11 protein-coding genes are annotated in these 12,558 nt (G+C 37.4%); 10 read left to right on the top strand and 1 reads right to left on the bottom strand.

All coding sequences use genetic code 11. From position 1 onward, the window contains the following. The first annotated feature begins 54 nt into the window (after nt 1-54). Genes NOS7107_RS28485 through NOS7107_RS07275 form a run of 3 tightly spaced genes read left to right on the top strand, consistent with a single transcriptional unit; the run spans nt 55 to nt 3,210 of the window. A complete protein-coding gene (locus tag NOS7107_RS28485; protein ID WP_015112335.1) occupies nt 55-198 on the top strand; it encodes a hypothetical protein in 144 nt (47 codons plus the stop codon). Between the two features lie 21 nt (nt 199-219). Next, nucleotides 220-723, top strand: coding sequence for a phage tail protein (locus tag NOS7107_RS07280; RefSeq protein WP_015112334.1), 504 nt, complete (start codon nt 220-222; stop codon nt 721-723). A 6-nt stretch (nt 724-729) separates the two neighbouring features. Continuing rightward, nucleotides 730-3,210: a hypothetical protein gene (locus NOS7107_RS07275; RefSeq protein WP_015112333.1), complete on the top strand. Its 2,481-nt coding sequence runs from the start codon at nt 730-732 to the stop codon at nt 3,208-3,210. 87 nt (nt 3,211-3,297) lie between these two features. Here the strand turns inward: NOS7107_RS07275 and NOS7107_RS07270 are convergent, their stop codons facing one another. Next, nucleotides 3,298-4,164, bottom strand: a complete 867-nt coding sequence (locus NOS7107_RS07270; RefSeq protein WP_015112332.1) for a YafY family protein — start codon at nt 4,162-4,164, stop codon at nt 3,298-3,300. Between the two features lie 482 nt (nt 4,165-4,646). Here NOS7107_RS07270 and NOS7107_RS07265 point away from each other — a divergent pair, with 482 nt between their 5' ends. The 7 genes from NOS7107_RS07265 (at nt 4,647) to cas3 (ending at nt 12,485) form a co-directional block, all read left to right on the top strand. After that, nucleotides 4,647-4,817 carry a hypothetical protein gene (locus NOS7107_RS07265; protein WP_253274530.1) on the top strand — a complete coding sequence of 57 codons (171 nt, stop codon included), beginning with the start codon at nt 4,647-4,649 and terminating at the stop codon, nt 4,815-4,817. Nucleotides 4,818-4,980: 163 nt separating this feature from the next. Further along, complete coding sequence (locus NOS7107_RS07260; protein ID WP_015112330.1) at nt 4,981-5,232, top strand: DUF433 domain-containing protein; 252 nt, start codon at nt 4,981-4,983, stop codon at nt 5,230-5,232. Further along, on the top strand, nt 5,229-5,588 hold the full coding sequence (locus NOS7107_RS07255; RefSeq protein WP_015112329.1) for a DUF5615 family PIN-like protein: 360 nt from the start codon (nt 5,229-5,231) through the stop codon (nt 5,586-5,588). The genes NOS7107_RS07260 and NOS7107_RS07255 overlap by 4 nt, the downstream gene beginning before the upstream one ends. 132 nt (nt 5,589-5,720) lie before the next feature. Next, on the top strand, nt 5,721-8,393 hold the full coding sequence (locus NOS7107_RS07250; protein ID WP_253274529.1) for a CRISPR-associated protein Csc3: 2,673 nt from the start codon (nt 5,721-5,723) through the stop codon (nt 8,391-8,393). A gap of 20 nt (nt 8,394-8,413) precedes the next feature. Next, nucleotides 8,414-9,451: a type I-D CRISPR-associated protein Cas7/Csc2 gene (gene cas7d, locus NOS7107_RS07245; protein WP_015112327.1), complete on the top strand. Its 1,038-nt coding sequence runs from the start codon at nt 8,414-8,416 to the stop codon at nt 9,449-9,451. A 3-nt stretch (nt 9,452-9,454) separates the two neighbouring features. Then, a complete protein-coding gene (gene cas5d, locus NOS7107_RS07240; protein WP_015112326.1) occupies nt 9,455-10,213 on the top strand; it encodes a type I-D CRISPR-associated protein Cas5/Csc1 in 759 nt (252 codons plus the stop codon). Then, complete coding sequence (gene cas3, locus NOS7107_RS07235) at nt 10,206-12,485, top strand: type I-D CRISPR-associated helicase Cas3' (protein WP_015112325.1); 2,280 nt, start codon at nt 10,206-10,208, stop codon at nt 12,483-12,485. Before cas5d ends, cas3 begins: the two co-directional genes overlap by 8 nt. Nucleotides 12,486-12,558: the final 73 nt, after the last annotated feature.

Raw genomic sequence — 12,558 nt, 5'->3', positions numbered from 1 at the left:
TCATAATGTAAACTTTGTTGATATATATAAATCTATTTCTCAAATTTTTCCTATATGAACGATGATAGTGATCAGCAAAAAGCACTTGCTAAGTTAGCAGCTAAAGTAATGCGCGATCGTCAACTGCTATGGAAGCTGACTGATAAAGTCTATGAACTCATGAAAGACGACTTACAGCAACAAAAAGAACGAATTTAAAACTTATCTTAGGAGTGACTAATGGCTAATACTAGCCGAGAATTAAACTACGTTACTGCCAATAGATTTTATGTAGAAATTGAAAGTAATATCACCGCATGTTTTACAGAATGCCAAGGCTTGGGTGTGAATATCAAAACTGAAAAATTTGCTGAAGGTGGTGTTAATAATCAACAAAGAGTATTGTTAAATCCCGCAGATTTTTCTGATGTTACCCTCAAACGTGGCATTACTGATGACCTAACATTTTGGAATTGGCTCAATAAAATTTTAACGGGTGCAATAGAACGACGTAACGTCAATATTTTAGTTTTTAATCAAGCAGGCGAAACCATGCAATGTTGGACTTTAATCGGTGCTGTACCCATTTCATGGAAAGCACCAAGTTTAAGTGCAGACTCTAGCACAGTCGCTATTGAAGAATTAACTTTAACTTACGAAGGCTTGAAAGTTGATAAAACAAGGTCTGGCGGTGCATCAATTCTGTCTGGACGCGATAGCTCAGGTTCATTTTCTAGTAATTAATAGTATATGATAGAAAATCTGACACCAGCTTTTGCCTCCGAATCTTCAGAACCAAACTTAAATCTAGGTATAAAGCAACCTTTATTAGCTCATCAACCTTGGAGACGGAAATTAATCAGTCCCAAGTTTTTATCACCATTAGGAGCAAAAACACTATCCAATTTTGATCCCTCAATTTTCCTGCATTCACAACCGATAGATTCCAATATAATAGATAATCAATTTCAAGATTCACCTTTTTTTTCTGAATCTACCTCACAAAATTTCAATGATTCAAATCTAACAACTGCAAATGAAGCACTAAAAACCACTTCAAAAACAACAACTATTCAGCACAAATTAGAAACTAATAATTCTGCTGTAAACAGAAAAATTTTATCAAAAAGAAATATAGATATAAATTTAAATCGACCTGAAGCGATCGGAAATATTAGTACACCGTCAATTAATAGCATAGACACAACAATTATCCAAGCAAAACGAGACAGTAATGATTCTGTTGCAAGTTCAACAATAGAGAGTATATCAATACCACTCCAAACACCAGAACATACAGCATCAACTACTAGCTTAGACTCAGCAATTAATCAAGCAAAAAGAGATAGCAATGATTCTAGTGCAAATCTAATAATTGAAAGTCTATCGACGACATCACCATCAACTGAAAACGCCACATCAATTACTGATGTCGATTCAGTGGTTATTCAAGCAAAATTAGAAAGTAATGATTTTATTGCAAATCCAATAATTGGAAGTTTATCAACGACATCAGCACCAACAGAAACATTCGCATCAACTAATGACCCAGACTCAACAGTTATTCAGGCAAAAACACAAACTAGTAATTCTGTTTATCATCAACCAGCCATAGCATCTACTGTTACAGAATCAACAGTTATTCAAGCAAAATTAGAAAGTAATGATTCTATTGTAAGTCCAATAATTAAAAATTTATCAACGAAATCGCCACTAGCAGAAAACGCCACATCAACTACTAGCTTAGATTCAACAGTTATTCAAGCAAAATTAGATAGTAATAATTCTATTGCAAATCCAATAATTGAAAGTCTATCAACGAAATCGCCACTAGCAGAAAACGCCACATCAACTACTAGCTTAGATTCAACAGTTATTCAAGCAAAATTAGATAGTAATGATCCTATTGTAAGTCCAATAATCGAGAGTCTAGCAACTACATCTCAAGCAGTAAAAAAATCCGCATCAACCACTGATGTAGATTCAAAAGCTATTCAAGCAAAATTAGATAGTAATGATCCTATTGTAAGTCCAATAATCGAGAGTCTAGCAACTACATCTCAAGCAGTAAAAAAATCCGCATCAACCACTGATGTAGATTCAAAAGCTATTCAAGCAAAATTAGATAGTAATGATCCTATTGTAAGTCCAATAATTGAAAGTCTATCAACGACATCGCCACCAGCAGAAAACGCCACATCAACTACTAGCTTATACTCAGCAATTAATCAAGCAAAATTAGAAAGTAATAATTCTATTGCAAATCCAATAATCGAGAGTCTAGCAACTACATCACCACCAGCAGAAACATTCGCATCAACTAATGACCCAGATTCAAAAGCTATTCAAGCAAAATTAGAAAGTAATAATTCTATTGTAAGTCCAGTAATTGAGAGTCTAGTAACAACATCGTCAGCAATTAAAAACGCTACATCAAATACTGACATAGACTTAGCAATTATTCAAGAAAAACGAGACAACAATGATTCTGTTAGCAGTTCAATAATTGAGAGCATGGCAACAACATTTAAACCCGAAGAAAATACCCTAACAAATACTAATACAGAATCGAAAATTATTCAGGCATCAAGAAATAGTAATAATACAAAAATTGATGGTGTATCAAATAAATATATAGAGCAAAATTCTCAATATAAAGAAGACAATATCCCATTAACTAAAGTATTAAAAAATATTTCTATTTTTAACCCTATTTCTAACTCATTGAACTTGGTATCACCTAAAGTTACAGATGAAATCGACTCCCTGGATGTACCTCGTTCTGTTCCTATTTCTTATGCTCCTGCTCACCATATCCAAAAATCACCAGAACAAGATATACCAGATTCATGGTCGAATATTGCTGAATTGTTTGGTGAAAGTAAAGCTGAGAATGTTAGTCAGAAGACGGTTGTACAACCGCTTCGAGATAAGAAAATATGGGACAATAAATTAAAAGTTTTAAAACATTTTAAAACTCCAAAAAAGGCTGATATTATAAACCCTGAAACTTCTGGGCAAGTTATCCAAGCACGCTTTGAAAATTCAACTTCAAGCGATTCAATTGAGGACAATAATCATGATTCACAGAGGAATGAAGATGCTGTTTCGGTAGATGAATTAAAAAACTTGGATACTCTTGCACGAGAAGTCTACAAAATGCTAAAACAGCGTTTGGAGATAGAAGGTGAACGCCGGGGAAATAATTATTCCGGGCGTTTACCTTGGTAAGGTTATATCAGGAATTAACTTCTAAATCATAATGCTGGCAGAGGGTTTTGAGTTTTTCTTTGATAAGCGATCGCACATTTTCTGGTGCTACAATCTCTTGGTTTCGATATTATATAAATCGCATAAAGTGAGGAGTTTTTGTTTGAGGCGATCGCGCAGACTCTCAGGTGATACAATCACGCAATCTTCCCAATACCGTGATACTTCTCGAATCAGCCAGAAAGGGTTAGCTACTCGCCGCACAACCTGACGCACATTATTAATCATGTCATCCTCAATATCATCTTCTTTGGGTTGATAGGCTTTGGCTAGCCAACCCCGAAAGTGTAATTGCACTTTTACATAGTCAAGTTCACCCCGCCAATCACCACTAGTAGGTACAACAGACTTAATTCGCTCAAAGCTTAAGCAACGATTGTGCCAAAGTTCGGGTAATTCTGGGATATCGTTTTCTACGTCTGCTGTCTCTTCGCACCAAATCATGAGATAAAAGCGTTTCTCAAAAAAGCGCACCTCAGCGTGACGAACTTTGTAATCTAATTCCTGACCTTGAGAGTTGGAATAGAGAAGGTAGAAAGGCTGTTTGGCTTTAGTTAGTTCTTCTATCGTATTTCGCCACTCTTGGATAGGTTGACTAAGTTGTTTCATCAGCAATTGACGAAGAGGTGCTTCGAGATTGCCACGTTCTAGTAAAAGTGCAAGTACAGTTTGCGCTTCTCCTATGTGACCTGCATCATTCAAAGCTTTAATCGCTTGTTGTAAGGCATTAACTTGGTTAGAGTCAAGCGTGAAAGGCTTTCCGACCTCTACAGACTGTTGTGCAATCGCCACTATTAAGCCCGAAATACTCGGTTCTTTGCCCCAAGTTATATTGAGTTGGCGAGCGATCGCTTCTAGTTGTTCCTTAGTTCCCGGCGGAATTGACAGTGTAATCGTTTCTTTTTTTCTCGGCATTTATAAATTGTAATTACACTATTGACATAAATAGTATTTCTAGCTATTTTATATGTATACCAAGTTAATCAATAATTTCAATACCAAAAAACACAATGTTACTCGCTAGGCAGGTACGAAAAAAGCCAGAGGTATACTCTGGCTTACAACCCCTGATAGGGATTCATGAAGTTATGTTAACGCCTTGATCACATCTTTTCTACAATTTCAATCCCTGCTAGGGATTAGGGTGTAGTCTCAAGGCTTCTTTAGTATACATCTCAAAAAGCTCGGTGAATATTTTTTTGCTCACGAGGCTAACTTTATCATTTTTTTCCTACAGACAGTTTTGTGTTATATTCAGGAGAACCGAAACAAAGTCGTTTCAGTTCACCTATGTTGAGTGGTATCTCATAGGTTAGCACTAACACGACTTTTTCGGCGCAAACCGATTGAGGTGATTTCTTATGAAAGACAACCTTCCAGAGCGTATGCTTCGGCTTATGTCAGATGGTTCCTGGTACTCTACCGAGGAACTGGTCAAGAAAATTAGCCATCGATTCTCTGCAACCATGTATGTTCTGAGAAAACGAGGTTATATTTTTGAAGAGCGTCGTATTGAAGGCCAACGACGAGAGTGGCGGCTAGTAGTAGAGTCAAAAGCGATCGCATAAACAGTATTTCTAAACTATCGGGGGTAGTTACTACTACTCCCATTTCTGAAAAAGCGGCTAGTGAGGTCAACGACCATGACCGATGATCATTTGCTGTCCAGAATTTCCCTTGACTCCAATATTTGTTTCGGTAAACCTTGTATTAGATGTCATCGTATAAACCATGAACGAACAAACATTACTAGAAAGAATCACATTTAACCCCCAAATCTTTGGCGGTAAACCGATTATTCGAGGTCGTCGTCTAGCTGTTGAACATATTTTAGGAATGTTAGCAGTAGGAGATACTATTGAAACTTTGCTAGAAGCTTATCCCTGGTTAGAACGTGAAGATGTACAAGCCTGTTTAGTCTATGCACGAAGGTTAGTTGGTCATGAACGGGTTGAACCTTTATTGATAGAGTCCCCAAGGTGAAAATATTGCTAGATACTTGCATTAATGCTAGGGTGCGTACCGATTTACAAACGGCCGGGTATGATGTAGTTTGGTCTGGAGATTGGCCAAAAGATCCAGGTGACGAGGAAATTTTAGCAACCGCCTATCGTGAAAGTAGGATTTTAGTCACCCTTGATAAAGATTTTGGAGAGTTAGCAATTCTGCGGGGAAATCCTCACTGTGGTATCTTGCGCTTAGTTAATCTCTCAACCAAAGAACAATCAATAGTTTGTTTGCGGGTACTTCAGCTTTACGGAGATGAATTATTCTCTGGTGCAATTGTAACTGCTGAATTAGATAGAGTCAGAATTCGCCCACCTGAAAATAGGGCTTGAAAATTCATTCAGTAAAAACTCGTACTAGTGGCGCAATAAATTAAGACAGACTATGGTGTTTGTTGACCACTTTGTGAGACTGAGTTTGGTATTAAATCTATATCTTTCAATATGATTAAGCGCAGTCGGCTTTTGAATAATCCTCCAAAGTCTTTGGAGGAGATTTATTTCAGTGAAATCCGCCCCCAGCTTTACGAAAATCATGCACATCATCATCAATACGGCGTAAGAAAGGGTACGACCCTTGCAGAACACCTCGATTCTGCGTGTCAGTTCATTTTGACAGTCAGCCGAATAGCAGAAGTCCCAGAAGATAAAAGACCTTTGCTACTAGCTGCAACTGCTGTACATGACCTCAATAAATTAGATACCCAAGGACGCAATGTTAAAACCCTGGCTAGAAATCAGGAATTTTTACGAGAACAACTTGAAAAGGCTTGTGTACTTAGCTTTGTTATCTCAGAAGATGATTTGGAGTTAGTCAGAAAGCTAATTGAGCGCCATTCAGGTCATAACGTCAGCGATGGAGCAAGATTTTTACCAGAAGACCCAAATATTGAACGTTGGGCGGCGATGCTTACAGCTGCGGACTTGTTTGATTTAGGAATTCCAGATGCACAACGTTTTCGCAAACTGGAAAAAGAATTAACCGTTGCTTTTGGGCGAAGCTGTAACCTTTTTAGAATCAGTATTTCTGAAGATAAAGGCTATATTACAGCCCTGTTGCTGGGTGCTTGCGAAGAGGTTTTACAAAAGTATGGGTTAAATCCTTTAGCAATTTTCCCTGATGGCGAACTTTTTGAAGGAGAAGCTTTACCAAATGTAGATTTTACAAAAGAAATAGCTGCTGTTTGGCAAAGTAAAATTGACCAAGTTTTTGGCAATAATATCGAAAGACTTGTCAGAGCTACTAAAGATGGTATTAAAGTTACTCATCAAGCCATCCAACAAAACATTGAGGAAGTTTTAGTAAATGTTGAAGCTCTTTTAGAAAGGAAAAAAGCTGGATATAAATCAGACAAGATTGCTAACGATGTAACTAAGTGGGGTGAAGCGGCTGGTGCAGATGCACTAATAAAAGCGACTGAACTTCAGTTATTACCTGTAAGTAATGCAGAAGAATTTGCTATATCTGAAGGTTTAAAAGCAGCTTACCTCAGTTATAGAGAAGCCGGATTAAGCCCTAAAGAAGTTTGGGATAAAATCGCTAATCATACTGGTATATCCCAACTTCAGCGTACTGCAATTGAGCCATTTAATGGTCAATATGGACGACCTTTATTTGCTGCTAAGGCTGCTGTTAAGGGAATTCAGGGTATTAAAGAAGCTCTACAAGAATCTTTCCAACTAAGAAAGGAAAGTACACAAATATCTGAAGAAACAGAAGTATCTGAAGAAATGATTGCAGCCGTTAGCCGAATGGTAAATTTACCTTTTGCTATTCGGTTAAATGGAGCCGATGATTTAAATGCTTATGTAGAAGCAAATCCCAGACAAAGATGCTCTTTAGGTTCTACTTCTACTGATATAGATGAGCTAATTTCAGATAATATGCCCCCTGGTACAAAAGTACAGGCTTTTTCTAATCGCTTACCGGGTGGTATCAGTGCTGAACCGAAAAGACAAGCAGATTCAATTGCAGCTTTAGCCTACCAATTAATGGCAGTTGGGGCAAACTTTCCTGCTGTTAAAAAACAAGACCCGCTTTATTTGCACTTAGCATTACCTAAAGGTTCTGCTCCAGAACTGTTGAGAATTTGGCGTGAACTTTTAAAACAACTTGCAGCGACAAATGCTGAAGGTGGTACTGTCACTATTGATGAATTGAAATTATATAAAGATAACCAGCTTGAATTTAAAGCTAACAAAGTAGTTGGTTTGGCATTACCAAAACGTCCTGATTTTGTTCATACATCTGTCATTATTCCTTTACTTTGGGGAGATGTTAATAATTCTTTAGCTTTACTAAAATCACTGAGGCTTGCTTTAGAAATTTCCTTGTCTTTAGATATTGGCTTTCCTTTTACCTTGAGTAGCAATCTAGAAGTTGAGTTATCTAATGATGTTTACGGGCGAATAGAAGGAATTCCTTCTGCACTGCAAACTTTATTAGGAAATGGACAATATCAGCAACGCCAAGATGCAGAAAAAATTCTTGAGCGACTACGTTGCATTGGCAAACTAGCAACATCTGTTGCAAGTATTCAGAAAGCTGATGATTGTTTGTATGATTTGGCTCGTGCTTGTGTCAGACCAATTGAACTTTATTATGTCTTGTTACGTTGGACTCTGCGAGAACAAGACGAACCAAACTTGAGTATTATTTGGGGTCGCATTTGTGAGCCGTTAAATACTTTACTGGAGAGCTTTATGCCGGATGAAAACTTACTCTTAACTAAATATCTTCGAGAAGCTGCTCAAGTTGCAGCAGAGGGAAAAATTTGGGGAAGTTCTTTTAAACGAACTGCTCAAGCAGAACCGTTTACAGCTTTTATTGCTGCTATTCGTTCTCAAAAGCCTTATTTGGGTTTAGATGTAATTTTTGCTGCTTTAGTACAGCAATATCATACTCGCTTAGACCGTATCCGTGAGCATGGTGTAGGTGCGACAAAGTATGAACAGGTGAAACGTTATTACGAGCTATTACGAAAACTATATGAGGAGGTTTATTCAGCACGTCCTGAAAAGTTTTTATCTGACCAAAAAACTTTAGAAGCTGCTTATTTATTCTTCCTTGAAGAGGCACGTAAGCAACTAAAGAGTCAATCTGAAGATGATTCTGTCGAAACAACTACAACTGTTTAAATAATTAGGAGTTTTTCATCATGTCTATTTCAAAACTTTCCTCGGTACTAGCAACAAGTTATGAGAACTTCCCCAAAGGACGTTTTATCACTTTAGTTGTTTTAAGAACAACCCATTCTGAAACTATCTTTCGCACAGAAGGTTCAGGTGAACCAATGTGTAGCGAATTTGTCCAAGCTGGTTTAGAGGGTGAAAATCAAAAAACTATAATTCAACGCTTGGTAATGACTAAGCGTAAACAAGTAGCACCAGAAAGACGCTACGGACGAGAACATTTAAGAGCGCATGAGCTTTTATACACCAACATTAAAGATGGCTCTCTTTGTTCTTTAAACACTAATGCACCTTGTGAAATGTGTGTAGATTGTTTCCTCTACGGCTTCGCGGCTGGTGGGGGTGGCGCTCAAAAAAGTCGCATTTGGACTGAAGATGCTTTTAGTATTTTACCTGCTAGTGATGTTGTAGGCGATCGCACCATAAACGCCATCTACGAAAATGGCACAATGCGGTTAAAGAAAGATGAAGATACGAAAGCATCAACAGCTTTAAATACTAGCGAATACATCAAACCAGGCGTGCATTTTTTGGATGTCGTCACCCTAAAAGATGTAACTGCGGATGAATTGCGCTATATCATCGGTAACATTCTTTTTACAAGTCGTTATGGTGCGGTTTCCAGTCGTGTTGGACGTATGGAAAACGAGATATTAGGTGTATTTGGTAGTATTACCGAACTTCCTAGTACTCTGGAACTTGTACAAGCTACTTATGATGTCTTAGGTAAGCCTTTAGAACATCCGTTGAATATTAATCAATTAATTACAGCAAGCAAACAAGTAATTGCTAATTGGAAAAATAAGAGAGGGGTTTCTGTGCAACTATCTGAAGAAGAATTAGCTAATTTACTGACTGATGTAGAAACTAATTGGTCAGAAGCTGAACGTGATAATTTTCTCAAGCGTTTAACGCAATCCTATGAATCGTTCCGTCAGGTTGCACCTGAGAAGAAAAAGGCTAAGGCGAAAGGCAAGAATACACCAGTTGAAGTAGAGATTTAGATTATGTCAACAATTCCTTTTCAGCAGGCAAAACTTGTTGAATTATACTGTCTTGAACCAGTCTTTTTTGCCTCTAGGGAGTTGTCTGATACCTATTACACTGAGGGGGTAATTGGGAATTATGCTCTTACCTATGCTTTAGGTAAGGTAAATTCCCCCTATCGCCTCCAAGGTCAGGCTACAGGACGACCAACCTACAAAGAAGATTTCCAACCAATAGCACAGGATTTTTATATTTTACCAGCTTCACCAGTAGGTAGAGTTACATTCAGATTTGAACGTTTCAATGCTCTTTCTGATTCTTATTGGTATGCAATGACTAATAACCGTGTTGCTACGGCGCGGGAAGATTTACCATTACAACGTCAAGGGAAAAAACCAAGTTCATTTAGACCAAGTAATTTTCCGCAAACTGGAAGACTACGGATGATTGAACGCAGAAACAAATTTCAAACTTTGGTATTTGGAAATAATCAATTACCAAATTATATTCGCCTTGGTAAATTCATGAGTAAAGTCAAGGTGAATGTGCTGAATGAATTTCCTGTGACTTTACTACCAGAAGGTGAATATCAAAGTCAACATTATCTAAATGCTGCCGATTTACCACAGAAAATAGAGGCTTTAGCATTCGATTTAATTTCTATTCCTCCTGCACCCATCATTAAAAATCTGCGTTTTCGGGGTGCTGCTTGGCAAGTTGGAGAAATGATTGTACCAGCAGGGTTACATTTTTGCGGTAGAGAAAGTAACAATGAGTAATCAAAGATTAGTTATCAGATTAGAACCGCGCTGTATTTCAGCTTGTGCATCTTTGCCAGATGAACTATCTTTTATGGAGAATGGACTTCAACATCAAGTTGATGTATTTGAAGAATCTAAGGATGCAGATATTATCCTTGATTTAGCACCAACTGGCACAGGTAAAACCAACGCAGGACTAACAGTATTAAAACATCAACCAAATAAAAGTGCTGTTTACATTGCTCCAACTAATGCTTTAATTGAACAGCAAACAGAAGCAGTAAAAAAGTTTGTTAGGGAAGCTAACTTACCTCATATAGTCAAATCAGCTTCTGCTAAAGACATTAAAAGCTGGTTTAACGATAAAGTTGGCAGTCGTTCGGGGGAAAAGCTCTATAATGTATTACGGAATCCAGCTACAGTTTTTCCTGATGTTGGGGCTAATACACCCATCATTTTAGTCACAAATCCTGATATCTTTTACTATGCAACTTTCTTTGCATATAACAACCTAGATAGAGGTAATATCGCCAGTAGTTTTTACACCAAATTTTCGACAGTCATTTTTGATGAATTTCACCTCTACGATGCTAAGCAGCTAGTAGGAATGTTGTTTTATCTCGCTTATTCTCAAGTTTTCCGCTTTTTTCAAGACGGGCGTAAAATAGTTTTGCTAACAGCAACACCAGAACCAGCTTGTGAATTAGCATTGCAGAATTTAAAACAGGCTGGTGTGAATATAGCAAGAATTGATGGAGAAGCTGGTAATAATAACCTTTTACCATCACAAACAGCAGTTAATCTGGAATTAAGACCAAAACCAGATAGTAAGGAAGAGTGGTTAGCAGAGTTAGCAGCAGAAGTTGTCCAACGTTTTCGAGAAAGACCTGATGAAAATGGTGCTGTAATTCTTGACTCTCTTGATAATATTAATCGTCTCTCAGATTTACTTCGTCAACAAGGACTTGGTGATGACATCGGGCGCATTACAGGCCCTGCACCCAAAAAAGATAGACAAAGGGCTATGCAGTGTCAAATCATTTTAGCTACTAGCACTGTAGATGTAGGATTTAACTTTGAAAGACATCCTGAACCGAAACGGCAAAATTTAGATTGGTTGATTTTTTCAGCACGCGATCGCGCCGCATTTTGGCAGAGAATTGGTAGAGTAGGGCGTGTTTTAGGTAAATCTGAAACTAATATTGATTCAGAAGCCATTGCTTACTTACCTGCTAACGCCTGGGAAGAAGGTTTGACCTCTGTAGATACTAATGGGGGACGTACAGCGCTAAAAGACTTACTTGAAACACTTCCCTGTTTAGATAAGCCTTTTTTAAAAGCTTACTGGCGTTCAGAAGCATTTCTAGAAATTGCCCGTCCCTTGTTGGAATTGGAAGAAATGCTTGAAGGTTTAGCTGAAGAAAAATTAATTTTGGAGTTATTCAATACTCTAAAATCTATTTTTGAAGGAAACAGAACTTGGGATGATTATCGCTATAGAATGAAACTTTTACGAGGCGCTGAAACTATTGCGAAAAAATCTCTCAAAGAAATCAAAAAAGATTGGAAGTATATCAAAGGTGGTCAGGCTTTTGTCAGAACCTTTATCAAAGCTAAATTTCCTGAAGATTGGGATGACTTACAAACTGGACGTACAACTTTAGACAAATACATAGATTTATTTCAAAAAAATGAAGAGACACTAGCTGAGTTAAAAGAATTTGCTGAAGTTTTTAGTACAAGTTATGCACCTTTATTTAGTTTTCGTTCTAGTCTGTTTGAAAGTCTTTCCATTCGTGACCCTCATGGTTTGATTCTAGATGAATCGGAGGAAACAAGACTAGATCCTTTTCACCTATTACGCTATTACGAATTTGTCCAAAATGGTGATTATATTGAAGTCACCAGTCGCGCTACTGAAACTTATCAATTGAGTTTTGAATTACGCTACACTGATAACTGGCAAGAATTTATCAGTACAGAGTTGAACAAACTAACGGCTTTTAAAAATTGTCAAATTATCCGCAGTGCAGGAGGAGCAATACGACCCACACCCCTAATACAAGCTTTGAATAGGCATCTTTTACCAGGAGTAATTATTTGTCCCCGAACAAATGCTGCTGTTATTTTTCAATTAAACAAGCAAGGAATTACTTCTTATCCAATAACTATTGTTTGCAATGATATGGAGAAAGAATATAGATTCTTTTCAGGCTTGTCAGGAATTTTAACAATGGCAATGAAGTTTAAACAATTACGTCTTCCAGATGATGAGGTTTTTATTGTGTGATAAGTAATTAAATTCTCGCACTATTGGTGCGAGAATTTGTAGAACATCGATTTATAAGTATATTTTTCTCACA

Source organism: Nostoc sp. PCC 7107 (assembly GCF_000316625.1).
Taxonomy (GTDB): Bacteria; Cyanobacteriota; Cyanobacteriia; order Cyanobacteriales; family Nostocaceae; genus Nostoc_B.
The sequence above is the reverse complement of the archived record's forward strand: the minus strand, read 5'-3'. Positions and strand labels throughout refer to the sequence as shown.

What these genes read in the sequence shown, in the direction of transcription:
- NOS7107_RS28485 (WP_015112335.1), top strand. Translation starts at nt 55, where the DNA reads ATGAACGATGATAGTGATCAGCAAAAAGCACTTGCTAAGTTAGCAGCT.
- NOS7107_RS07280 (WP_015112334.1), top strand. Translation starts at nt 220, where the DNA reads ATGGCTAATACTAGCCGAGAATTAAACTACGTTACTGCCAATAGATTT.
- NOS7107_RS07275 (WP_015112333.1), top strand. Translation starts at nt 730, where the DNA reads ATGATAGAAAATCTGACACCAGCTTTTGCCTCCGAATCTTCAGAACCA.
- NOS7107_RS07270 (WP_015112332.1), bottom strand. Translation starts at nt 4,164, where the DNA reads ATGCCGAGAAAAAAAGAAACGATTACACTGTCAATTCCGCCGGGAACT.
- NOS7107_RS07265 (WP_253274530.1), top strand. Translation starts at nt 4,647, where the DNA reads ATGTCAGATGGTTCCTGGTACTCTACCGAGGAACTGGTCAAGAAAATT.
- NOS7107_RS07260 (WP_015112330.1), top strand. Translation starts at nt 4,981, where the DNA reads ATGAACGAACAAACATTACTAGAAAGAATCACATTTAACCCCCAAATC.
- cas7d (WP_015112327.1), top strand. Translation starts at nt 8,414, where the DNA reads ATGTCTATTTCAAAACTTTCCTCGGTACTAGCAACAAGTTATGAGAAC.
- cas5d (WP_015112326.1), top strand. Translation starts at nt 9,455, where the DNA reads ATGTCAACAATTCCTTTTCAGCAGGCAAAACTTGTTGAATTATACTGT.
- cas3 (WP_015112325.1), top strand. Translation starts at nt 10,206, where the DNA reads ATGAGTAATCAAAGATTAGTTATCAGATTAGAACCGCGCTGTATTTCA.